The organism is Pseudomonas sp. BO3-4, from assembly GCF_034044115.1.
GTDB classification, from domain to species: Bacteria; Pseudomonadota; Gammaproteobacteria; order Pseudomonadales; family Pseudomonadaceae; genus Aquipseudomonas; species Aquipseudomonas alloputida.
This window is the reverse complement of sequence record NZ_CP139018.1, coordinates 300391-323260: the sequence shown is the minus strand read 5'-3', so window position 1 is coordinate 323260 and position 22870 is coordinate 300391. Positions and strand designations below refer to the sequence as shown.

General features: G+C 60.6%; 20 protein-coding genes. 11 read left to right on the top strand and 9 right to left on the bottom strand.

Annotated features, from left to right (window positions below):
* Positions 1-6: 6 nt before the first annotated feature.
* The 5 genes from REH59_RS01440 to REH59_RS01420 form a co-directional block, all read right to left on the bottom strand.
* Positions 7-1239, bottom strand: coding sequence for an electron transfer flavoprotein subunit alpha/FixB family protein (locus tag REH59_RS01440; RefSeq protein ID WP_265536583.1), 1233 nt, complete (start codon positions 1237-1239; stop codon positions 7-9).
* Positions 1239-3191: a dimethylglycine demethylation protein DgcB gene (dgcB, locus tag REH59_RS01435; protein WP_004575952.1), complete on the bottom strand. Its 1953-nt coding sequence runs from the start codon at positions 3189-3191 to the stop codon at positions 1239-1241. Before dgcB ends, REH59_RS01440 begins: the two co-directional genes overlap by 1 nt.
* Before the next feature lie 178 nt (positions 3192-3369).
* Positions 3370-5430: a dimethylglycine demethylation protein DgcA gene (gene dgcA, locus REH59_RS01430; protein ID WP_003255697.1), complete on the bottom strand. Its 2061-nt coding sequence runs from the start codon at positions 5428-5430 to the stop codon at positions 3370-3372.
* A 15-nt stretch (positions 5431-5445) separates the two neighbouring features.
* The gene (locus tag REH59_RS01425; RefSeq protein ID WP_003255698.1) at positions 5446-5976 is read right to left on the bottom strand and encodes a DUF5943 domain-containing protein; all 531 of its coding nucleotides are present in this window, start codon (positions 5974-5976) and stop codon (positions 5446-5448) included.
* A 76-nt stretch (positions 5977-6052) separates the two neighbouring features.
* Positions 6053-7030 (bottom strand): dipeptidase, encoded by a 978-nt coding sequence (locus REH59_RS01420; protein ID WP_003255700.1) that lies wholly within the window; start codon positions 7028-7030, stop codon positions 6053-6055.
* A gap of 285 nt (positions 7031-7315) precedes the next feature.
* Here REH59_RS01420 and REH59_RS01415 point away from each other — a divergent pair, with 285 nt between their 5' ends.
* The 3 genes from REH59_RS01415 to REH59_RS01405 all read left to right on the top strand — a co-directional run bounded on the left by REH59_RS01415 (position 7316) and on the right by REH59_RS01405 (position 9252).
* Positions 7316-7732 (top strand): lysozyme inhibitor LprI family protein, encoded by a 417-nt coding sequence (locus REH59_RS01415; RefSeq protein WP_014860397.1) that lies wholly within the window; start codon positions 7316-7318, stop codon positions 7730-7732.
* 138 nt (positions 7733-7870) lie between these two features.
* Complete coding sequence (locus REH59_RS01410; protein ID WP_003255705.1) at positions 7871-8563, top strand: hypothetical protein; 693 nt, start codon at positions 7871-7873, stop codon at positions 8561-8563.
* 71 nt (positions 8564-8634) lie between these two features.
* Positions 8635-9252: a hypothetical protein gene (locus REH59_RS01405; RefSeq protein WP_014860396.1), complete on the top strand. Its 618-nt coding sequence runs from the start codon at positions 8635-8637 to the stop codon at positions 9250-9252.
* Between the two features lie 3 nt (positions 9253-9255).
* Here the strand turns inward: REH59_RS01405 and REH59_RS01400 are convergent, their stop codons facing one another.
* Positions 9256-10203: a GlxA family transcriptional regulator gene (locus REH59_RS01400; protein ID WP_128573673.1), complete on the bottom strand. Its 948-nt coding sequence runs from the start codon at positions 10201-10203 to the stop codon at positions 9256-9258.
* Positions 10204-10347: 144 nt separating this feature from the next.
* Between REH59_RS01400 and choX the strand changes: the two genes are divergently transcribed.
* The 4 genes from choX (at position 10348) to REH59_RS01380 (ending at position 13909) form a co-directional block, all read left to right on the top strand.
* Complete coding sequence (choX, locus tag REH59_RS01395) at positions 10348-11292, top strand: choline ABC transporter substrate-binding protein (RefSeq protein ID WP_003255708.1); 945 nt, start codon at positions 10348-10350, stop codon at positions 11290-11292.
* A 123-nt stretch (positions 11293-11415) separates the two neighbouring features.
* Positions 11416-12300: a 3-keto-5-aminohexanoate cleavage protein gene (locus tag REH59_RS01390; RefSeq protein ID WP_003255710.1), complete on the top strand. Its 885-nt coding sequence runs from the start codon at positions 11416-11418 to the stop codon at positions 12298-12300.
* A gap of 162 nt (positions 12301-12462) precedes the next feature.
* Positions 12463-13428, top strand: a complete 966-nt coding sequence (locus tag REH59_RS01385; protein ID WP_014755071.1) for an L-carnitine dehydrogenase — start codon at positions 12463-12465, stop codon at positions 13426-13428.
* Positions 13429-13438: 10 nt separating this feature from the next.
* Positions 13439-13909 carry a thioesterase family protein gene (locus tag REH59_RS01380; RefSeq protein ID WP_014860394.1) on the top strand — a complete coding sequence of 157 codons (471 nt, stop codon included), beginning with the start codon at positions 13439-13441 and terminating at the stop codon, positions 13907-13909.
* A gap of 99 nt (positions 13910-14008) precedes the next feature.
* On the opposite strand, the gene REH59_RS01375 is transcribed toward REH59_RS01380, so the two are convergent.
* Positions 14009-15589 (bottom strand): zinc-dependent metalloprotease family protein, encoded by a 1581-nt coding sequence (locus REH59_RS01375; RefSeq protein WP_014860393.1) that lies wholly within the window; start codon positions 15587-15589, stop codon positions 14009-14011.
* A 338-nt stretch (positions 15590-15927) separates the two neighbouring features.
* Here REH59_RS01375 and REH59_RS01370 point away from each other — a divergent pair, with 338 nt between their 5' ends.
* Positions 15928-16185, top strand: a complete 258-nt coding sequence (locus REH59_RS01370; RefSeq protein WP_003255717.1) for a hypothetical protein — start codon at positions 15928-15930, stop codon at positions 16183-16185.
* A gap of 119 nt (positions 16186-16304) precedes the next feature.
* On the opposite strand, the gene REH59_RS01365 is transcribed toward REH59_RS01370, so the two are convergent.
* The gene (locus REH59_RS01365; RefSeq protein WP_003255719.1) at positions 16305-17411 is read right to left on the bottom strand and encodes a GlxA family transcriptional regulator; all 1107 of its coding nucleotides are present in this window, start codon (positions 17409-17411) and stop codon (positions 16305-16307) included.
* A 493-nt stretch (positions 17412-17904) separates the two neighbouring features.
* On the bottom strand, positions 17905-19281 hold the full coding sequence (locus tag REH59_RS01360) for an L-serine ammonia-lyase (protein WP_003255722.1): 1377 nt from the start codon (positions 19279-19281) through the stop codon (positions 17905-17907).
* A gap of 452 nt (positions 19282-19733) precedes the next feature.
* Between REH59_RS01360 and REH59_RS01355 the strand changes: the two genes are divergently transcribed.
* The 3 genes from REH59_RS01355 (at position 19734) to choV (ending at position 22786) form a co-directional block, all read left to right on the top strand.
* The gene (locus tag REH59_RS01355) at positions 19734-20681 is read left to right on the top strand and encodes a choline ABC transporter substrate-binding protein (protein ID WP_010951661.1); all 948 of its coding nucleotides are present in this window, start codon (positions 19734-19736) and stop codon (positions 20679-20681) included.
* Between the two features lie 81 nt (positions 20682-20762).
* Positions 20763-21611 (top strand): choline ABC transporter permease subunit, encoded by an 849-nt coding sequence (gene choW, locus REH59_RS01350; protein WP_172830946.1) that lies wholly within the window; start codon positions 20763-20765, stop codon positions 21609-21611.
* Positions 21608-22786, top strand: a complete 1179-nt coding sequence (gene choV / locus REH59_RS01345; RefSeq protein ID WP_003255727.1) for a choline ABC transporter ATP-binding protein — start codon at positions 21608-21610, stop codon at positions 22784-22786. Before choW ends, choV begins: the two co-directional genes overlap by 4 nt.
* The last annotated feature ends 84 nt before the right edge of the window (positions 22787-22870 follow it).

Sequence of the window (22870 nt, the reverse complement as noted above, 5' to 3'; positions counted from 1 at the left end):
GTGCCCTTATGCCGCGTCGCGCTGGCCGCCGCTGCGGTAGTTGTCCACAGCCTCGATCAGCGCCTTGAGAATCGCCGAGCTGTCGCCAATCACCGACAGGTCAGCCCGTTTGATCATGTCGCAGCCCGGATCCATATTGATCGCCACCACCTTGTCGCAGGCACCGATACCCTGCAGGTGCTGGATCGCGCCCGAGATACCCACAGCCACGTAGACACGCGCGGTAACCCAGGTGCCGGTAGCCCCCACCTGGCGGTTGCGCGGCATGAAGCCATCGTCCACTGCCACCCGCGAGGCACCTTCGGTCGCGCCGAGGGCTGCGGTGGCCTTGTGGTAAAGGTCCCAGTCCTTGACACCGTTGCCGCCCGAGACGATGAACTCCGCTTCGGCCATGGCAATGGTGGCCGGGTCGACGGCCACCGAGCCAAGGTCTTCGATGCGCGGCAGGCTGCGTACCACGCTTGTGGACAACTCCACCGGCAGCGCTTCGTGACGGGTTTCGCTGACCGGCTCGGCGCACTCGGCCGCCGCCAGGATCAGGCGCGGCACAGTGCGTTGCAGGTCTTGCTGGCCGGCGCCGGCGCGGCCGATGCACTGGCCGTCCTTGACCTGCCATACCCGCGTTGCCGGGCGCTCGCCCAGCGCGGCGCTCAGGCGCCGACCCAGTTCGCCGCCACCGGTGCGGCTGTCGGGCAGCAGCCAGTGGCGCGGCGTGAACTGGTTATCCACAGCCCGCAGGCCTTGCACCAGTTGCTCCGGTGCATAACCTTCAAAGGCCTCGCCTTCGATAACCAGCAGCCGATCGACACCGGCTGTGGAAAAGTTGCTTTCCTTGTGCTCGTTGAACACCACGGCCAGCACCGCCCCGTCGTTGCCGGCCAGGCTGTGGGCCAGGCCAAGCAGGTCGCGGTCGTGGCTGCTCAGGCGGCCGCCAACCATGTCCGGCACGACGGCAATGTAGAACGCCGGCGCCGCCACCTGGTGCAGGGGCAACTTGACCTCGGCTGCTGCCGGGCGCCGCCCGCCCGCGCCGGTGCCCTGCTGGGCGCCGCTGCGGTCGATGCGCTTGATGCCGGCCGGGCCGACAAAGCCCGCGGCAATCGCATGTGGGTTCTTGCGGATGATGCCGTTAGGCCCCATCCAGCTGGTCTGTTGCGTCTGCATCGCGGCATGCAGCGGGTGCAGACGGTTACGGGCGATCCACTCGGCGCGTGGGTCGCGGCGGATAATGTCGCTCATCAGTGCACCTCCGCAGGTTCACGTTTAGCCGTTTGCGGCTTTGGGACAGTGGATGCGTCCTCCTCGATCAGCACGTCGGCCACCAGTTCGGCCAAGTCCTTGATCTGTGGGCGCGGCTCGACCACGCCTTCAAGCATGGCGGTGCACTGCGGGCAACCCACGGCTACCAGCTCGGCCTCGGTCTCACGAATGTCGTCCATGCGCATATCGGGAATACGCTGCTTGCCAGGGATGTCAGTGATCGGCGCACCGCCACCACCACCGCAGCAACGGGAACGGAAGCCCGAACGCTGCATCTCGCGCACCTCGATACCCAGCGCCTTGAGCACTTCGCGCGGGGCTTCGTACTCGCCGTTGTAGCGGCCCAGGTAGCACGGATCGTGGTAGGTGACGCTGCCGCCCTTGTGTTGGCCCAGGTTGAGCTTCTTGGCCGCGATCAGTTCGGCGATGTAGGTGCTGTGGTGCTGCACCTGGTAGTCACCACCCAGAGCGCCGTACTCGTTCTTCAGCACATGGAAGCTGTGCGGGTCGCAGGTGACGATGCGCTGGAACTTGTACTTGGCCAAGGTCTGGATGTTGCGCTTGGCCAGTTGCTGGAAGGTCGCCTCATCGCCCAGGCGACGCGCCACGTCGCCGCTGTCGCGCTCTTCCAGGCCGAGTACGGCGAAGTCCACACCCGAGGCTTTCAATACTTTGACAAACGAACGCAAAGTGCGTTGGTTACGCATGTCGAAGGCACCATCACCGACCCAGAACAACACTTCGGTCGCTTTCACTTCAGACAGCAGCCGCAGGTTAAGGTCGGCAGCCCAGTTCATGCGCCCGCCGGGGGCGAAGCCGCCGGGGTTGTCGGTGGCGATCAGGTTGTCCAGCACCTCGGCGCCCTTGTTCGGGGTTGCGCCCTTTTCCAGGGTGAGGTGGCGGCGCATGTCGACGATGGCATCGACGTGCTCGATCATCATCGGGCACTCCTCGACGCAGGCACGGCAGGTGGTGCAGGACCACAGCGTTTCGGCGTCGACCAGGCCATTGACGATCGGCTGGTGTGGATTGCCACCGTGTTCGCCGATTGGTTTGCCAGGGTATGGGCTACCGGCAAATTGCGCGTCAGTGCCACCGGCAAGGCCGATGACCATGTCCTGGATGAGTTTTTTCGGGTTCAGCGGCTGGCCAGCGGCAAAGGCCGGGCACATGGCTTCACATTTACCGCACTGCACGCAGGCATCGAAGCCCAGCAGCTGGTTCCAGGTGAAGTCCACCGGCTTTTCCACGCCAAGGGGTGCGTTCGGGTCTTCCAGGTCCAACGGCTTGAGGCCGGTGGAGCGGCCGCCGCCGAAGCGATCGGCACGGCGGTGCCAGGCCAGGTGCAAGGCACCGGCGAAGGCGTGCTTCATCGGGCCGCCCCAGGTCATGCCAAAGAACAGCTCCGACACACCCCACAGCACGCCCAGGCCCAGAACGGCGACCATCACCCAACCACCCGTGTTGGCCGGCAGGATACCGGCGACCGGCAGGGTGGCAATGAAGAAGCTCACGGCGAACGCCAGCAAACTCTTCGGCAGGCGCATCCACGGGCCCTTGGACAGACGAGAGGGCGGGTTCAGGCGGCGTTTGAAGACAAAGATGGCACCGGTGAACATGATCACCGTGGCTACCAGCAGTGCATAGCCGAGGATCTTGCTCTGCAGGCCAAAACCATGCACCAGAATGGCCAGCACAGCAGACAGCACAAAGCCGCCCGCAGTGGCCACGTGGGTCTTGGACATGTATTTGTCGCGCTCAACCACATGGTGCAGGTCCACCAGGTAGCGGCGCGGCATGGCCAGCAGGCCGCCGATCAGGTTGACCTTGGACGGCCGGCCACGGCGCCACATGCGCACCCGGCGCAAGGCACCGAGCACTGCCAGGCCAAGGGCAGCGAACAGCAGGATGGGTAGAAGGGTGTTCAACATGGGAGACTCCCACAAACAGCTGGATTCTTGCGCCGACCAGAGGGCGGGACTGGCCCCATGTAGGAGCAGGCTCACCCGCGAATGCGTCCGGTCAGGCAACAGTGTTGTCAGTGCTGACGCATTCGCGGGTAAACCCGCTCCTACAGGGATCGCGCCCGATGGCGGCGACTGTTAACGATCAGAAGTCCTTGCAGAGGCGCAAGGCGTCGTAGATCGCCGCATGCACGTTGCGCTGGGCCACGCAGTCGCCGATGCGGTACAGCAGGTAGCCTTCGCCCGGCTGGCTCAGGATCGGCTGTGGCTTGATGGCGAACAGCGCCTCCACGTCGATCTGGCCCTTGTTGCGCGAACCTTCCTTGAGCGCGTAGTACAGCTCTTCGTCAGGCCGCACGCCGTTCTCGACCACTACCTGATCGACCACGCGCTCTTCCTTGGCGCCGGTGTATTCGTTCTCCAGTACCGCCACCAGCTTGTCGCCTTCGCGGTAGACCTTTTCCAGCATCATGTCGCCGGTCATGATCACTTCTTTGGGGTACATGCTGCGGTAGTAGGTGGGGAAGGTGGTCCCCCCCATGGCCACGCCTGGCTTGATGTCGTCGGTGACGATCTCGACCTGGCTGCCCTTGTCAGCGATGAAGTCGGCGACCGACATACCGGTGAATTCGCAGATGGTGTCGTACACCAGCACGTTCTTGCCCGGCGCTACCTTGCCATCGAGCACATCCCAGCTGCTGACCACCAGCCCTTCAGCGGCGCCCCAGTGCTCGTTCTGCTCCAGGAACGAGTGCCCACCTACCGCCAGCACGATGACGTCCGGGCGCAGGTCCTGAATGGCGGCCACATCAGCGGCAGTGCCCAGGCGCAAGTCGACTTTCAGGCGAGCCAGCTCAAGCTGGTACCAGCGGGTGATACCGGCAATCTGGTCACGCTGCGGGGCCTTGGCGGCAATGGTGATCTGCCCGCCAATCTGGTCCCTCTTCTCGAACAGGGTCACGTCGTGGCCGCGTTCAGCAGCCACGCGGGCCGCTTCCATGCCGGCAGGGCCTGCGCCAACCACCACCACCTTGCGCTTGACGCCGGTGGTCTTCTCGATGATGTGCGGCACACCCATGTACTCACGGGAGGTCGCGGCGTTCTGGATGCACAGCACATCCAGGCCTTGGTACTGGCGGTCGATGCAGTAGTTGGCACCGACGCACTGCTTGATCTGGTCGATCTGGCCCATCTTGATCTTGGCGATCAGGTGCGGGTCGGCCATGTGCGCACGGGTCATGCCGACCATGTCCACGTAGCCGCCTTCAAGGATGCGCGTGGCCTGGTTCGGGTCTTTGATGTTCTGCGCGTGCAGCACCGGGACCTTGACCACTTCCTTGATACCGGCTGCCAGGTGCAGGAACGGCTCCGGCGGGTAGCTCATGTTGGGGATGACGTTGGCCAGGGTGTTGTGGGTATCGCAACCCGAGCCGACCACGCCGATGAAGTCGAGCATGCCGGTGGCGTCGTAGTAGGCAGCGATCTGCTTCATGTCCTCGTGGCTGAGGCCATCAGGGTGGAACTCGTCACCACAGATACGCATGCCCACGCAGAAGTCGTCACCCACTTCGGCGCGCACAGCTTTCAGTACTTCCAGGCCGAATTTCATGCGGCCTTCAAAGGTACCGCCCCATTCGTCGGTACGTTTGTTGACCCGTGGGCTCCAGAACTGGTCGATCATGTGCTGGTGCACCGCCGACAATTCCACGCCGTCCAGGCCGCCCTCTTTGGCGCGACGCGCAGCCTGCGCGTAGTTGCCGATTACCCGCCAGATCTCTTCCACCTCGATGGTTTTGCAGGTGGCGCGGTGCACAGGTTCGCGAATGCCCGATGGCGACATCAGCGTCGGCCAGTTGAAGCCGTCCCAGCGCGAGCGACGGCCCATGTGGGTAATCTGGATCATGATCTTGGCGCCATGCTTGTGCATGGCGTCGGCAAGGTTCTGGAAGTGCGGGATGATGCGGTCGGTCGACAAGTTGACCGATGCCCACCATTCCTGCGGGCTGTCGATGGCAACCACCGACGAGCCGCCACAGATGGCCAGGCCGATGCCGCCCTTGGCCTTCTCTTCGTAGTACTTCACATAGCGGTCGGTCGTCATGCCGCCGTCAGTGGCGTAGACCTCGGCGTGCGCGGTGCTGAGCACACGGTTGCGGATGGTCAGTTTGCCGATCTGGATCGGCTGGAACATTGCTTCGAATGCCATGACGCTATCTCCGGCTTACAACGGCTTTGTAACGAACAGGCCATCTTCGTGGCCTTCTTCCGACCCGCCATAGACCTGTTCGGCCACGGTGCGGATCTTGCTGCCGCGGGCAGCGAGAATCTGGTCCATCGCGCCAGCGAACCAGCCGGTGAACATGTAGTCGACCTTGCGGCCGCACTTGCCATAGACGTACACGAACGCAGAGTGCTTGAGCTTGACGCTGCAGGTACCTTTATCCAGGTCGATATCCTGGATCTCGAACAGCCCCCAGCCACGCTGGCTCAGGCGCTTCATGTAGTGCTCGAACACCGCGACGCCTTCCAGGCCATGGCACTCGGCCTCTTTTTCACACCAGTGCCAGGCGGACTTGTAGCCAGCCTTGTAGAGGATTTCGGCATAGGCGTCGGCGCCCAGCACTTCCTCGATGCCCATATGGTTATTGACGAAGAAATGACGAGGCACATACAGCATCGGCAAGGCGTCGCTGGTCCAGACACCGGTCTCGCTGTCGACTTCGATTGGCAATTGCGGGGCGATTTTGGCCATGGAAACTCAACTCCATAAAATTTTTTTGTGGGTGCCCCGGCGTTGCTGGCAGGGGCTATCAGGCTTGGAGAGCGGCTTACTCGCCCCAGACATCCTTGAGGACGTTGACCCAGTTCTCGCCCATGATCTTGCGCACCACACGCTCGGAGTGGCCGCGTTTCAGCAAGGTCTCGGTGAGGTTGGGGAATTCGCCGACAGTGCGAATGCCCAGCGGGTTGATGATCTTGCCGAAGTTGGTCAGGCGGCGGGCGTAGCCCTTGTCATGGGTCAGGTATTCGAAGAAGTCCTGGCCGTGCCCCTGGGTGAAGTCGGTACCGATACCGATGGCGTCTTCACCGACGATATTCATGGTGTACTCGATGGCCTCGGCGTAGTCATCGATGGTCGAGTCAATGCCTTTGGCCAGGAACGGCGCGAACATGGTGACGCCAACGAAACCGCCGTGATCGGCGATGAACTTCAGCTCTTCGTCCGACTTGTTGCGCGGGTGCTCTTTCAGGCCCGAGGGCAGGCAGTGCGAGTAGCACACCGGCTTTTTCGATTCGAGGATGACTTCTTCGGAAGTCTTGGAGCCGACGTGGGACAGGTCGCACATGATGCCGACACGGTTCATCTCGGCAACGATCTCGCGACCGAAGCCGGACAGCCCGCCGTCACGCTCGTAGCAGCCGGTGCCCACCAGGTTCTGGGTGTTGTAGCACATCTGCACGATGCCCACGCCCAGCTGCTTGAACACGTCCACATAAGCGATCTGGTCCTCGAACGCATGGGCGTTCTGGAAGCCGAAGAGGATGCCGGTCTTGCCCAGTTCCTTGGCCTTGCGGATGTCGGCGGTGGTGCGCACCGGCATCACCAGGTCGCTGTTGTCGCGGATCAGCTTCTGGCTGGACGCGATGTTGTCGACGGTAGCCTTGAACCCTTCCCAGACCGACACCGTGCAGTTGGCTGCAGTGAGACCGCCTTTGCGCATGTCTTCGAACAGCTCGCGGTTCCATTTGGCGATGATCAGGCCATCGATGACGATGCTGTCGGCGTGTAATTCGGCTGGGCTCATCAGGCTGTCCCCTTTTATAGAGTTGGGTCGCGCCAAACCTTCTGCCGGCGCTTTGAGGCCAGCATATGCCTGTGCCCCGAGGCGCCCCGGTGCAAAAACGACAGGGGGTTTGCCGAAAGCGTCAATGCGCGACAAGAGCGCGTTTGGCGCGTGTTCCGGGGATGCGAGACAGTCTCGATAACGACATTTGCGGCCGGTACATGAACATTTGGTCAGGGAGCTACCACCTGGCCTCTGGCTGAGCGAGAATCCTTGCGATTCGACAGCCTGTTGAGGAGAAAACGGATGAAATCAATGGCATGGCTGGTGCTGCTGGCCATCGTGAGCGGGGCCCAGGCCAGTGAGGACGAAAGCACACCTTGCGACAATGTGGAGACCGACCAGCAAACCTTCGCCTGTGCAGCATTCAACAAGCAGGTCGCCGAGCGTGAGCTGCAGTCGGCCTACGAAGACCTGGTCGCGCGCATGCGTGATCAGTTCGGCGACGAGGCAGGCCTGATGTCGCGAATAGAGGCAGCCGAGAAAGTCTGGAGCCAACTGCGCGATGCAGACTGCAAGGTCGAAACCCATGCTGACCAACCCGGCAGCAGGGCCTACCAGATCGCCTGGAACAGCTGCATTGCACAGCGCAGCGATGAGCGAGCCGAGTATTTGCGCAGCCTGGGCGCGCAAAACGGTGACGAGCCAGCACCCGAAGATTGATCAGCACGTGCGAGTGAAGGATCAACTCCAGAGGAACAACATGCCGCTGATGCCCCCTGCGTCATTGCTCGATAGTGCCCCCAGACCACGTGCTCACCATGTGTGTCTTGGAACTCACAACTATCAAGGAATTACAAAGTGGCTGACATCAAAGTTGAAATGGAAAAAATCCGCAAAGAGGGTCAAGAGCGCGTAGCCGCTACCGGCCAGACCATCTGCGTCTTCGCTGACAATGTCCCTGCCAACATTGCAGAAGACATCCTGGCCGGCATGCGTTTGATGACCGAACTGGCCAACAAGAAGTTCGACAAGGAGACCCAGCAGCGCGAGTGGTACAACTTCTACAACGATGGCCTGATCAAGTTTGGCTGGACCATGACGGGCGCAGCACATGCCGAAGATGCCATTGATGAGGACAACCTGACCCTGGCAGAGCTGATTACCAAGTCCGTCACCATCAGCGTCTCCGCGGACCCTCGTCGCGCCGCCTGCGCCAGGCGTGTTCTGCAAATTGTCGTGCAGAAGCCGGAAGTCAAGGCGCACCTGGAAAAGCACAGCCATAGCGAATCCGGCAAATCGAGCAACTTCGTGGTCGCCCAGTGCGAAATGACGCCACAAGGCCTGCCGGCGATGCACATGACCAGCTTCCAGGCCAGCTACGACTCGAAAGTCGAGCGTGAAGGCGCCCTGACCCGCAAGGTCGACAAAACCTCTACCCGCGTTTATCGCGCGTCGCAACAAGGCACGTTCAGCGTTCGTCACTTCGACGCTGCACGTGATCTTGTGAATGAGAAGATAAAAGGCGACATCGCCGCGTTTCTCGCTATCTGATTAGCGAGACCGGGTACCAGCTCTCTGGTACCCGGTTCTGGTCATCTGCATCCATCAAGGAGCAATGCCACATGGGCGATACGAACCTGGATACCCGTGTATTCGAGGAGCGGCTAAGCATCAAGCCTGCGCCCTGGCTGACACTTGAGACATGGGAAAACTTGCAGCTATGCCTGCGTTATTCACAAGCAGTGGCCAATGAAAAATTCTCGATGGAGACCCAGCCTCAGCAATGGTTCACTGTCGCTCTCGCCACCTTGCAATCATTGAAATTCACCCTGTTCGAACACACTCATAAAACCATCGTGTATGAGCCGCACTTGCTTGCATTAAGCGATGTTTACAGTGGCTATCTACCCCCGCCCCGCGAGAAAGGACCTTGGTTCAAGAGCCTAGAAGAAAATGTTCAAGCCGCTCTGCAGTCGGCCGGTACGCGTACCTTCACCGTCATGAACGCCTCTTCACATCTCAGTATCGAAATGGACCATGAAGGGGACCAGGTCCCGGTTGCGATCCTGTTTTATGCCTATTGCGTTACCGACCCGGTCGAGCCCACCAGAAAGTTGAACCTGATATTTGACCACCTGGGTGCACGCTTCAATGCAGCGGATTTCGCCCCGCTTCGCAAAGATCTGCAAACAAGGAATCGCGAAAAGCTAAGGGCCATCCTCGAGCGTGAACTGGATTGAAGCTCATTTTGTACCGCTGGGCCGTCGCTCCTCCCGCGGGCACCGTCCAAACCTCAGCTTGTAGCGCCGCGTGAAATAGGATGGCAGTTCAAACCCGCACGCAAGGCTGACTTCAGTCACCGACATGTCGGTCTGGGCCAACAGCTGGCGCGCCTTGTCCAGCCGTAACCCGAGATAGAAACCGCTCGGGGTTGCATCAAGGTGCATGCGAAACAAACGCTCCAGTTGACGCCGTGTCACCTTGATCGCGGCAGCCAGTTCCAGCGTACTCAACGGTGGCTCGATGTGTTTTTCCATTTCGCCAATGGCATGGACCAGCTTCTTGTTGCTGATGCCATAACGCGCACCGATCTGCATGCGCTGGTGGTCCTGGCGCTGACGGATACGACCCAGCACGAACTGCTCCGACACCTTGACCGCCAGTTCGCTGCCGTGAGACTGGGCAATCAGGTGCAGCATCAAATCGATCGAGGCGGTTCCGCCGGCACAGGTGATACGGCTGCGGTCAATCTCGAACAGCTCCTGGGTGGTTTGAAGGCCTGGATAGCGTTCCTTGAATGCCTCAAGCGCCTCCCAATGCAATGTCGCCCGGTAGCCCTCGAGCAGCCCTGCCTCGGCCAGCACCATTGCGCCCGTGTCGATGCCACCGAGCATGACAGCTTCGTGGTTGAGCCGGCGCAGCGCATGCAGCAGTTTGGGTGCGACATTGGCCAGTGGCTCAAAGCCCGCAACCACCAGCAGGATGTTGGCCGGCTCTCCTTCCCCCAGGGCGGCATCGGCATTGATCGACATGCCATTGCTCGCCAGCACCGCCTCACCGTCCAGGCTAAGCACCTGCCACCGGTACAACTGCCCACCAAAACGATTGGCCACCCGCAGGGGCTCCACTGCCGAAATGAACCCCATGGCAGAAAAGCCGGGCACCAACAGAAAGGCAATCGTCTCCATCATCCCCTCCTCCACAGAAACTGGTCGCCCCGGTGCTAATTCCTGTCGCTAGCGTGCGCTTGGGCAAGGTAGCGCCAGCGTAGCGTATTCACACGGTCCGCAGAGGCCGCCCTCAATAACAATATGCACTGCCGATGGAGAGCCACCATGCACAGCTTGATCCGCCGCAGCCTGTTGTCCCTTGCCCTGAGCAGCATCGTTGCCACCCCGCTTTTCGCCGCCGAGCCCGCCGCCTGCAAAAACGTGCGCCTTGGCGTGGTCAACTGGACCGACGTCATTGCCACCAGCGCCATGGCCCAGGTACTGCTCGACGGCCTGGGGTACCAGACCAAACAGACCAGTGCCTCGCAACAGATCATCTTCGCCGGCATACGCGACAAACGCCTGGACATGTTCCTGGGTTACTGGAACCCGATCATGACCCAGACCATTACCCCGTTCGTCGATGCCAACCAGGTCAAGGTGCTGGACAAGCCAAGCCTGGAGGACGCGCGCGCCACCTTGGCCGTGCCGAAATACCTCTACGACAAGGGCCTGAAGACGTTCGCCGACATCCACAAGTTCGAGAAAGAGCTGGGCGGCAAGATCTATGGCATCGAACCGGGTTCCGGCGCCAATACGCAGATCAAAGCGATGATCACCAAGAACCAGTTCGACCTGGGCAAATTCCAGCTGGTCGAGTCCAGCGAGGCCGGCATGCTCGCCGCCGTCGACCGCGCGGTGCGGCGCAAGGAGGCCGTGGTGTTCTTCGGCTGGGCGCCACACCCGATGAACGTGAACATCGACATGGCCTACCTGGGTGACAGCCAGGATGCACTCGGCCCTGACGAAGGCCGCGCGACGGTGTGGACGGTGACGGCGCCGGACTATGCCGAACGCTGCCCCAATGCCCACCGCCTGCTGGCCAACCTGAAGTTCAGCGCCGAGGACGAGAGTCGCATGATGCAGCCACTGCTCGACCACAAGGACGCGCTGGAATCGGCCCGCCAGTGGCTCAAGGACCACCCCGAGGACAAGGCGCGCTGGCTTGAGGGTGTGACCACCTTCGATGGCAAGCCGGCCGCGGACAACCTCAAGCTTACCGCCAACTGACAGGGCCCTTTCGCGGGCACGCCCGCTCCCACAGGTACAGCGCCACACTCGGGATCACATTGATCCTGTGGGAGCGGGCATGCCCGCGAAAAAGCCAACACCGACATCACAAGGAACTGCACCATGAACCACGACGTCATCATCACCTGCGCCCTGACCGGCGCCGGCGACACCGCCTCGAAAAGCCACCTGGTCCCGGTCACCCCCAAACAGATCGCCGAATCCGCCGTAGAGGCCGCCAAGGCCGGCGCCACCGTGGTCCACTGCCACGTCCGCGACCCGCAGACCGGCCGTTTCAGCCGTGATGTAAACCTCTATCGCGAAGTCATGGAGCGTATCCGCGAAGCTGACGTGGACATCATCGTCAACCTCACCGCCGGCATGGGCGGCGACCTGGAAATCGGCCCGGGTGAAACGCCGCTGGCGTTCGGCCCGGGCACCGACCTGATCGGCCCGCTGGAGCGCCTGGCCCATGTCGAAGCACTGTTGCCGGAAATCTGCACCCTCGACTGCGGCACCCTCAACTTCGGCGATGGCAACTCGATCTACGTGTCCACCCCGGCCCAACTGCGCGCCGGCGCCAAGCGCATTACCGAACTGGGGGTGAAGGCCGAGCTGGAAATCTTCGACACCGGCCACCTGTGGTTCGCCAAGCAAATGATGAAGGAAGGCCTGCTCGAAGACCCGTTGTTCCAGCTGTGCCTGGGCATCCCGTGGGGCGCACCGGCCGACACCACCACCATGAAGGCCATGGTCGACAACCTGCCTGCCAACGTCACCTGGGCCGGCTTCGGCATCGGCCGCATGCAGATGCCCATGGCCGCCCAGGCCGTGTTGCTCGGCGGCAATGTGCGGGTGGGCCTGGAAGACAACTTGTATCTGGACCGTGGCGTGCTGGCCAGCAATGGCCAACTGGTGGAACGCGCAAGCGAGATCATCACCCGCATGGGTGGCCGCGTGCTCAGCCCGGCAGAAGGCCGGGAAAAAATGAACCTCAAGCGCCGCTGATTCAACGATCGCAAATGCGCCGAAGACCCGGTGGGAGCGGGCGTGCCCGCGAAGCAGGCAACGCGATGGATGGCACCGGCCGCGCCGGTGTTCGCGGGCATGCCCGCTCCCACAGGGTTAGCCATGAACCCTGATGACTGTGTTTTACCCTGAGGACTAGCTATGCCCTTTATCACTGAAATCAAGACCTTCGCCGCCCTGGGTAGCGGCGTGATCGGCAGCGGCTGGGTCGCCCGCGCCCTGGCCCATGGCCTGGATGTGGTGGCCTGGGACCCGGCGCCCGGCGCCGAACAGGCACTGCGCAAACGTGTCGCCAACGCCTGGCCGGCACTGGAAAAACAAGGCCTGGCCCCTGGCGCATCGCAAGACCGCCTGAAGTTCGTGGCAACCATCGAGGAATGCGTGCGCAACGCCGATTTCATCCAGGAAAGCGCACCAGAGCGCCTGGACCTCAAGCTCGACCTGCACGCCAAAATCAGCGCCGCAGCCAAGCCTGATGCAATCATCGGCTCAAGCACTTCGGGCCTGTTACCCAGCGAGTTCTACGAGTCGTCGACTCACCCTGAACGCTGCGTTGTCGGCCACCCGTTCAACCCGGTGTACCTGCTGCCGCTGGTGGAGATCGTCGGCGGTAGCCGCACCTCACCCGAGGCTATTGAAGCTGCCAAAACCATCTACACCGCACTCGGCATGCGCCCACTGCATGTGCGCAAGGAAGTGCCAGGCTTCATCGCCGACCGCCTGCTAGAAGCGCTCTGGCGCGAGGCCTTGCACCTGGTCAACGACGGCGTTGCCACCACGGGCGAAATCGACGACGCGATCCGCTTCGGCGCAGGCTTGCGCTGGTCGTTCATGGGCACATTCCTTACCTATACCCTGGCCGGTGGCGATGCCGGCATGCGCCACTTCATGTCACAGTTCGGCCCTGCCCTGAAGCTGCCCTGGACGTACCTGCCAGCACCGGAACTGACCGACAAGCTGATCGACGATGTGGTGAGCGGCACTTCCGAGCAACAGGGCGAGCGCAGCATCGCTGCACTGGAGCGCTACCGTGACGACACCCTGCTGGCGGTACTGGAAGCGGTGAAGTCCAGCAAGGCCAGCCACGGCATGTCGTTCAGCGATTAAGGAGACCAAGATGCCTGCTCTGATCACCTACCGCACCCCGGTCCAGGAGGACTGGGTCGATTACAACGGCCACCTGCGGGATGCCTTCTACCTGCTGATTTTCAGCTACGCGACCGATGCCCTGATGGAGCGCATTGGCCTGGACGCCGACAGCCGCGGGCAAAGCGGTAATTCACTGTTCACGCTGGAGGCGCATATTAATTATCTGCACGAGGTGAAGCTGGGCACCGAGGTGTGGGTGCAGACGCAGATCATCGGCTTTGATCGCAAGCGTCTTCACGTGTATCACAGCCTGCACCGGGCAGGGTTCGACGAGGTGCTGGCGGCAAGCGAGCAGATGTTACTGCACGTGGACCTTGCGGGTCCGAAGTCAGCGCCTTTTGGGCACACGACTGTTTGCCGATTGAATCAATTGGTAGAGCAACAGGAGGGGGCGCAGGCGCCGCAATATATGGGGCGTACGATAAAATTTTCTGCTTGAAGAGCCAGAGAACCGGCGCCAAGGTCTCCATAGATACGAAGCACCTTGGCGCCTTCACTCGCAACAATCAGACAGCGTAGAAGTGGACAATCATAACGATCACTCGTATGACACCCTATAGACTGGCCCTATCAGTCTTCTTGTAAACTTGAACCCTTCTGGTTTACCACCGCCAGTATGTACACTCGTTATGACGAAATCCCCAGAAAAGTTACTTCCCGTATAGCAGCTATTTACCGTGTAAAAAATATTGGCGAAGCATAATTTTCTCGGGGTCGAACCACTGTAGAAGTCCTTTACCTCTACCCTTACGGGATTGACATCATTATCCTTGCATTCCGTAAACCATGAGAGCAGGGCTTGTTCACCCGGCTTCAAATCAATGAAGCAACCCCGGTTCGCCCCGTACAACCACAAACGAACGCGATGAGCAGGGTCCGGATAAAAATTGGCAACAGTGTCTCGATTTTCATTGAAAGTCCGCGCCACATCATTTTTATCTACCGTACCCATAGGAACCCCTTGATACTGCAACCGTGGGTTGGAAAAATACGGTATGGCGCCATGCGACGTCCGCATCTGCGTATGGAAATTTGGTGCTGTATGCTTGTAGCCATGAGCGTAAGGGAATACGCCCTGATCGGGAGACTCGTCACTATGCATAGCCCCCATGTTATGCCCTAATTCGTGGCCTAACGAACCAAAACAACTAATGGAAGAGAAAGCCGTCTCCCTGTACGCTGGCATGTTCGCTATACCGCAGTAAATACTATACGTGGCAAGCATCGAAACCAGATCGGCGCGCCCCTTTTCACGTTCGATATGAATTTTCGCCCCGAATGGTTTATCAGCTTTCATATCGCTGAGCTGTGTCTGTGGAGACTTGCCTGTCTCGTCGTAGTCAGAATCGTAAATATCAGACAGCTCGTACACGGCATCGACTTTACTATTGATCAAGTATTGGTTGGCGTTCTGTAACGCCTGAGCCAATTCGAGCTTGTAATTCGGAAACGTGGCCCTCGACTGCTGCGTTGTAACGAATAGCACCCTAATAGTGCTTTTTGGCGACTGAGACGTACTGAGTGACTTGGTTTTTGCCTGCGCTTGCACAGGAACAGCTATCGGCGCTGCTTCTGGTGGTAATTTTGATTCATCAACCTTGACCAAAACTTGCTGGCCTTTGCCAACCGTCGTTAATCGGTAGAGCTGCCCCTCCACCCGGATATCCCCAACGACCAGGTTGCCGTCGCTCACCAACGAAACCCAGTTGAGTGGATCCATATCGATTTCCGCAGGTGAGGGGTAGAGTTGTCTGCGATTGGAAGGCATATCGCCAACCCACCCTACCATTCCCGAAGCAACATTATCGCTTCTTGACAACTTGAAACTCACCGTTCGGCCGTCAGTCAGCGGCATTGATAGCATCGCCGTATCTTTCGATACAAGCCCCGGCTTGACCTGCACTTCTTTAACTTCAGCGTCTTCTGCCACATTCAACAAAAGCTTCAAATACTGGTCAGTACCCGACTGCCTCTCAAGGGCGGCGCGGTTCTGGTCTGGCTTGATCTGAAACAGCGTATCCGCCGAACTGTCGAGATGGTTTGTAGGGTCCGAAGCTGTGCATCCTCCAAATAGAAACACAGCACCTAGCAAGCAGAATTTCAATTGTTCCCGGTTCATGTTCATGCTCCAGATATCGGAGCCTTACTGGACCATGGGCATCGATCCCCAACAACTGACATAAATAACAGTTGCAAAAAAATAACCCCGGGAAGCCGTGAGCTACCGGGGCCAAGAGCGAGCAACATCCACTGCGTGTGAGCGAGGGTGACCAAACCCTCTGTACCGTGAATGGCCTCAGTGTGCGTGCTTGCCTGGCAGGGGATTTAGTCGTAAACGACCTGTTCTTAGCCAAAGCAGCCATGGCGGCATTCTGTCCTTGCGAGGCTGTCGCACACGTCACAGAATCGGTCGTAAATCACAGCAGCACTCTCTTAGCGATAAAAGGGACAACAGCCATGATGCATGCGGATTTGATTGATCAGGACGACCTCGCCGGCCATTTGCGCGCGCGCGGTTTCGATATTCCGGCCGGGGCCAGCGCCGAACAGGCGTGTGAAGCGGTGGTTCGTGGGCTGACCGAGCCCAATGCGCGGGCGCTGAAGGGGATGGTGGAGCAGATGTACACCGGCAGTGCGACGATCCTGCCGGCAGTGCGCCAGGCCATCGACAAGCAACTGTTGCCGGCATTGGCGCAGTTCAACAAACGCGCGTAATTCTTTTACCCAGGACCGACCCCTTCGCGGGACAAGCCCACTCCCACAGGTCACCGCTGACTCAGTTCAGCGGGTGACCTGTGGGAGTGGGCTTGTCCCGCGAAAAAGTCGACTCGGTATCAGAGCCTTACACTGGCAAATGTCGACTCGTTGCGTGCCTGGCTCAGGGCCGCCATCGGCCCGCTGTGCGGCGACAGGGTCATGGCCTGAGGAATCGGCATCATGGCCACCTGCTGCGCGGTGTTGGAGCCCACGCGCTCGTCACGCGGCGGAATGCCAAAGTACTCGCGATAGCACTTGGAGAAGTGCGGGGTCGACACGAAGCCGCACACCGATGCCACTTCGATGATCGACATCGGCGTCTGCTTCAGCAACTGCCGCGCACGGATCAGGCGCAACTTCAGGTAGTAGCGCGAAGGTGAGCAGTGCAGGTACTTCTGGAACAGGCGCTCCAGCTGACGCCGCGAAACCGCCACATAGACCGCCAGTTCGTCCAGGTCGATCGGTTCCTCCAGATTGGCCTCCATCAACGCGACGATTTCCTGCAACTTCGGCTGGTTGGTGCCAAGCATGTGCTTGAGCGGCACACGCTGGTGGTCCTGCTCGTTGCGAATACGCTCGTAGACGAACATCTCGGAGATCGCCGCCGACAACTCGCGGCCGTGATCACGGCTGATCAGGTGCAGCATCATGTCCAGCGGCGCGGTGCCACCGGAGCTGGTGAAGCGGTTGCGGTCAAGGGTGAACAGGCGGGTACTCATGTTCACCCGCGGGAAGGCTTCCTGCATCGCGGCCAGGCATTCCCAGTGCACGCTGCAATCGAAGCCGTCGAGCAGGCCAGCGCAGGCCAGTGCCCAACTGCCGGTGCACACGGCGCCCAGCCTGCGCGACTGACGGGCCTGGGCTTGCAGCCAGGTGACGTGTTCACGGGTGACGGAACGCTGGATGCCAACACCACCACAGACAATCACGGTGTCGATAGGCGGAGCATTGCTGATGGCAGCATCCGGTGTGATTTGCAGACCATCGCTGGCCCACACCTGGCCGCCATCGATGGTCAGCGTGTGCCAGCGATACAGCTCACGACCAGACAGCTGGTTGGCCATGCGCAGCGGCTCGACCGCCGATGCCAGGGAAATCAGGGTGAAATTGTCCAATAGAAGAAACCCGATGGACTGGGGTGCTGTGCGGTTCTGGGTTGGATTCCCGGAGGTGTACGACGTCATCGCGATTTCTCCTCACACAAATGCAGGGTGTGCCTCAGGCGGGCACTTACTTCTTGTTATGACCCCTCGGTCATTTTCCGGGGGTAGGCTTGCCAATCTCAACGCAAACGCCGTGCCTAAACTTGAACGGCCATCCAAAAAAACCTGAAAACGACGCCTTTATGGGGCAATTCAAGTGCTTGCATCGTGTTGGCCAGTCGTCCAGAACAGGCGAGCTAGCGCGTTGCCTGTAACGGTTGAGCAGTTTAGTGACACGCGCCGCGTGGGTTTCCCAGAAGCGACACCTTTAAGTGTCACCGACAACCCTCACACTGATCGCGACATCCGACGATCGGTAGCGTGGCGCCGCACCATAAAGAGGCATTGGCGGTTGTGTTGCACCTGCATCAGCCTCAAGGGCCTCTTCGCGGGCAAGCCCGCTCCTACAGGGATTGCACAGTTCCTGTAGGAGCGGGCTTGCCCGCGAAGAGGCCCAGAAGGTCAGTTCAGGAAATCAGCACTCGATAGCGCTGACCGCCAGGCCGCCGCGCGAGGTCTCTTTGTACTTGTCGTGCATATCGGCCCCGGTATCGCGCATGGTGCGGATTACCTGGTCGAGGGAAATGAAGTGCTCACCATCGCCGCGCAACGCCATCTGCACCGCGTTGATGGCCTTCACCGCAGCAATCGCGTTGCGCTCGATGCAGGGCACTTGCACCAACCCGCCAACCGGGTCGCAGGTCAGGCCGAGGTTGTGTTCCAGGGCAATTTCAGCGGCGTTCTCAACCTGTGGCGGGGTGGCGCCGAGCACTTCGGCAAGCCCCGCTGCGGCCATCGCGCAGGCCGAGCCGACTTCCCCCTGGCAACCCACTTCGGCACCGGAGATCGAAGCGTTCTTCTTGCACAGGATGCCCACAGCGGCGGCAGCCAGGAAGTAATCGACAACGCTGGACTCATCCACCGCATCGCTGAATCGCATGTAGTAATGCAGCACCGCCGGGATGATGCCTGCCGCGCCGTTGGTAGGCGCGGTCACCATGCGCCCGCCGGCGGCGTTTTCTTCATTGACCGCCAAGGCGAACAGGTTGACCCATTCCATGGCACTCATGGTCGAGCCGATCACGTTGGGCTTGCCGATTTCCTGCAGGCTGCGGTGCAGCTTGGCGGCACGGCGGCGCACGTTCAGCCCGCCGGGTAGCGTGCCCTCGTACTTGAGGCCGTTGTTGACGCATTCCTGCATGGCTTCCCAGAGCTTGTGCAGGCCAGCGCGGATGTCTTCCTCGCTGCGCCAGACCTTCTCGTTGGCCATCATCAATTGCGACACGCTGAGGTCGTTTTGCTTGCACAGGCGCAGCAGTTCAGCGGCGCTGTTGAAGTCGTACGGCAACACTGTCTGGTCAGCATCCAGCACACCGCTGGCGGCTTGGGCTGCATCGACCACAAAGCCGCCGCCCACCGAGTAATAGGTGTCGCGGTGCAACTCACCCTGCTCGCCTTCGGCAATCAGGGTCATGGCGTTAGGGTGATACGGCAGGTTCTCGTCCAGCAGCAGCATGTCGCGGGCCCAGACGAACTCGACAGGCAAGCGGCTATCCAGCTGCAGGGTGTTGGTTTCGCGCAGGTCAGCGATACGCGGCACGATCTGGGTCGGGTCAATGGCGTCCGGCCACTCGCCCATCAGGCCCATGATGGTGGCGTTGTCGGTGCCATGACCAATACCGGTGGCCGACAGCGAGCCATACAGGCGCACTTCGATCCGTTTTACACGCTCCAGCTCACCGCGTTCGCGCAGGCCCTGAACGAACAGGGCGCCAGCACGCATGGGGCCGACGGTGTGGGAGCTGGAGGGCCCGACACCGATCTTGAACAGGTCGAACACGCTGATGGCCATTGTCGAATCACCTCTTGCTGGGCTTGTCTCTGCGCGCCATGCGCAGGGCGGGGTAGCTGCTAGGCTCAAACAGCGGGCCGCCTTGAATGCCAGCATCATCGGGCTTTTACCGCCCACCTCGCCGTCTGCAACCGACGTACTTTTGTCCAGCAGCGCCGCGCTGTTCTCAACCAGAAACTGCGCCCACCGCGCCGTTTTCCAGCGGCCTGGTGACGCAAAAATGCGCGCGAGGGGGTGGAAAAATCCATAAGCGACATCGCCCATACTGGATACGACCCGTTCCGTACTGGATACGACCCAACCAGTAGGCGATTGCCCGGCGCTGGAGGATTATCGAAAGCGACTCGTAAAGCACGGCCACGCATCCTGCCCTCTGCAGGCCTGGTCGACCGGACCCTCAGAAAGCCCGGCGACCCACGCGAACCCGAAGACAATATCTCAGGAGTCCATCCATGAAAGGTTCACCCTCGCTGTTACTGGTTGCGTTGCTGTCCGCGCCATTGCTGGCCCAAGCAGCCGAACCCGAGCAATGTCAGACTGTACGCTTCTCCGATGTCGGCTGGACCGACATCACAGTCACGACCGCGACCACCAGCGTTGTGCTCGAAGCACTGGGTTACAAGACCCACACCACCATGATCTCGGTACCGGTGACCTACAAGTCGCTGGCCACCGGCAAGGACCTGGACGTGTTTCTCGGCAACTGGATGCCGACCATGGAGAACGACATCAAGCAGTACCGCGACGCCGGCACGGTAGAAACCGTGCGCGCCAACCTGGAGAACGCCAAGTACACCCTGGCAGTCCCCCAGGCGCTGTACGACAAGGGCCTGAAGGATTTCAGCGACATACCCAAGTTCAAGAAGGAACTGGACGGCAAGATCTACGGCATCGAACCGGGTAACGACGGTAACCGCACCATCCAGAGCATGATCGACAAGAACGCCTTTGGCTTGAAGGACGCCGGTTTCAAGATCGTGCAGTCCAGCGAGGCGGGCATGCTGTCGCAAGTTGACCGCGCGCAGAAACGCGGCGAGGCATTGGTGTTCCTGGGCTGGGAGCCACACCCGATGAACACCCGCTTCAAGATGCAGTACCTGACCGGCGGGGACGACTTCTTCGGCCCCGACTTCGGCAAGGCGACCGTGCTGACAAACACCCGCAAAGGATACACGCAGGAATGCAGCAACGTTGGCCAACTGCTTAAGAACCTGTCGTTCGAGCTCAAGGATGAAAGCACCATGATGGGCTATGTCCTGGACGACAAGATGAAACCCGAGGCCGCCGCCAAGAAATGGATCAAGGACAACCCAGGCAAGCTGGATGCCTGGCTGGCCGGCGTTACCACCGTTGATGGCAAGCCTGGCCTGGAGGCGGTCAAGGCCAAGCTTACGCAATAACGAACTACGCAGTAGCGCTACCTCGGGGCAGGACCGTGCCTGCCCCGGGTTGATTTCAATCTATGCAGGTGGAAGCTCGCTATCATGCTTATCGATCAGAAAATACCTCTGGGCCAGTACATCGCGTCGTTCGTCGAATGGCTGACCCAGAACGGCGCGAATTACTTCGACGCCATCGCGCAAGGCCTGGAGTTCATGATCCATGGCGTCACCAGCGCCCTGACTTTCTTCAACCCGTTCGTGCTTATCGCCCTGTTCGCCGCCCTGGCGCACTTCATCCAGCGCAAGTGGGCCCTGACCGCATTTGTCGCCCTGTCGTTCCTGCTGATCCTCAACCTGGGATACTGGCAGGAAACCATGGAAACCCTGGCGCAGGTCACCTTCGCCACGGTGGTATGTGTGGTGATCGGCGTGCCACTGGGCATCCTCGCCGCGCACAAGCCGATGTTCTATACCGCCATGCGCCCGGTGCTCGACCTGATGCAGACGGTGCCCACATTCGTCTACCTGATCCCTACCCTGACCCTGTTCGGCCTGGGCGTGGTGCCGGGGCTGATTTCCACCGTGGTGTTCGCCATCGCCGCGCCCATTCGCCTGACCTACCTGGGCATCTGCGACGTGCCACAAGAGTTGATGGACGCCGGCAAGGCCTTTGGCTGCTCGCGTCGTCAACTGCTTACCCGTATCGAACTGCCGCACGCGATGCCAAGCATCGCCGCCGGTGTCACTCAATGCATCATGCTGTCGCTGTCGATGGTGGTGATTGCCGCCCTGGTTGGCGCTGACGGCCTGGGCAAACCTGTGGTCAACGCACTGAACACCGCCGATATCTCCCTGGGCTTCGAAGCGGGCCTGGCGATCGTGCTGCTGGCAATCATGCTCGACCGTATCTGCAAGCAACCGGAACTGCCGGTAAGGGGTGAGGCATGAGTATCATTCGTTTCGAAGACGTCGACGTCATCTTCTCCAACAAGCCGCGCGAGGCACTGGCGCTGCTGGACCAAGGCCAGACCCGCGAGCAGATCCTCAAGCAGACCGGCCTGGTGGTGGGTGTCGAAAAGGCCAACCTCGATATCAACAAAGGCGAGATCTGCGTGCTGATGGGCTTGTCTGGCTCGGGCAAGTCGAGCCTGCTGCGCTGCATCAACGGCCTCAACACTGTCAGCCGTGGCAAGTTGTTCGTCGAGCACGAAGGCAAGCACATCGACATTGCCAACTGCTCCGCGGCCGAGCTGAAGATGATGCGCACCAAGCGCATTGCCATGGTGTTCCAGAAGTTTGCCCTGATGCCTTGGCTGACGGTGCGCGAGAACATCAGCTTTGGCCTGGAAATGCAGGGTCGCCCGGAAAAGGAACGGCGCAAGCTGGTCGACGAGAAGCTTGAGCTGGTGGGCCTGACCCAGTGGCGCAACAAGAAGCCGGATGAGCTGTCTGGCGGCATGCAGCAGCGCGTGGGCCTGGCCCGGGCGCTGGCGATGGATGCCGACATCTTGCTGATGGACGAACCGTTCTCGGCACTGGATCCACTGATCCGCCAGGGCCTGCAAGATGAGCTGCTTGGCCTGCAGGCCAAGTTGAGCAAAACCATCGTGTTCGTCAGCCACGACCTGGACGAGGCGCTGAAACTGGGTACCCGGATCGCGATCATGAAGGACGGGCGGATCATCCAGTACAGCAAGCCGGAGGAGATCGTGCTGAACCCGGCCGACGAATACGTGCGCACCTTCGTCGCCCATACCAACCCGCTGAACGTGCTGTGCGGGCGCAGCCTGATGCGCAGCCTGGACAACTGCAAACGGGTCAATGGCTCGGTGTGCCTGGACCCAGGTATCGATTCGTGGCTGGACCTTGGCGAAGGCGGCGCGCTCAAGCGTGCACGCCAGGGCCAGAACGGGCTGGATATGCAGAGATGGGCACCGGGGCAAGATGTGGAGCTGCTGGAGCGCAGACCGACCGTGGTGCACGCTGACATCGGCATGCGTGAGGCACTGCAGATTCGTTATCAAACCGGCAACAAGCTGGTGCTGCAGGATAACGACAGGGTGGTGGGGATACTCGGGGATACCGAGCTTTACCACGCGCTGCTCGGCAAGAACCACGGTTGAGGCAATTGGGGCCGCTTCGCGGCCCTTTCGCGGGCACGCCCGCTCCCACAGGTTTGTGGACTGCCCCCAAGAAGTTGGACACCA